Origin of the sequence: Hymenobacter amundsenii (genome assembly GCF_002204745.1) — a bacterium.
In the GTDB taxonomy this organism is placed as follows: Bacteria; Bacteroidota; Bacteroidia; order Cytophagales; family Hymenobacteraceae; genus Hymenobacter; species Hymenobacter amundsenii.
Genome location: NZ_NIRR01000116.1, coordinates 1 through 473, shown reverse-complemented (window position 1 = coordinate 473; position 473 = coordinate 1). Strand labels below are relative to the sequence as shown.

General features: G+C 66.0%; 1 protein-coding gene. It reads right to left on the bottom strand.

Annotated elements, in window-relative coordinates; genetic code table 11:
• Positions 1-473, bottom strand: a 473-nt coding sequence (locus tag CDA63_RS20195) for a sensor histidine kinase (RefSeq protein ID WP_242434764.1), incomplete at both ends; no start/stop codon positions are given.

Below are 473 nucleotides of genomic sequence, written 5' to 3'. Positions count from 1 at the left end.
TCTTTGGTTTCGAGTTGAAGGGTGCCGTTGTGGCCCTTGATGATGATGTCGTAGCTGAGCGAGAGGCCCAGACCCGTGCCCTCGCCCGTGGGCTTGGTGGTAAAAAAAGGCTGGAAGATTTTCTGGCGCACGGCTTCGGGAATGCCCGCCCCGTTGTCGCGCACGCGCACCTGCACGCCGCCGCCGCGCAGGGCCCGGGTGCTCACGCTCACGGTGGGCACGTAGCCGTCGGGCTGCTGGAGTTTGCGCTGCTGGACGGCGTAAAAGGCGTTGGTGAACAGGTTGAGCAGCACCCGTCCCACATCCTGGCTCACGGCCTCGATGGGGGGCAGGGCGGGGGCGAAGTCGGTTTGCAGCGTGGCATTGAAGCTTTTGTCCTTGGCCCGCAGGCCGTGGTAGGCCAGGCGCAGGTACTCGTCGGCGAGCTGGTTGAGGTCGGTGGGGGCTCGTTCGCCGGTGCTCTGGCGGCTGTG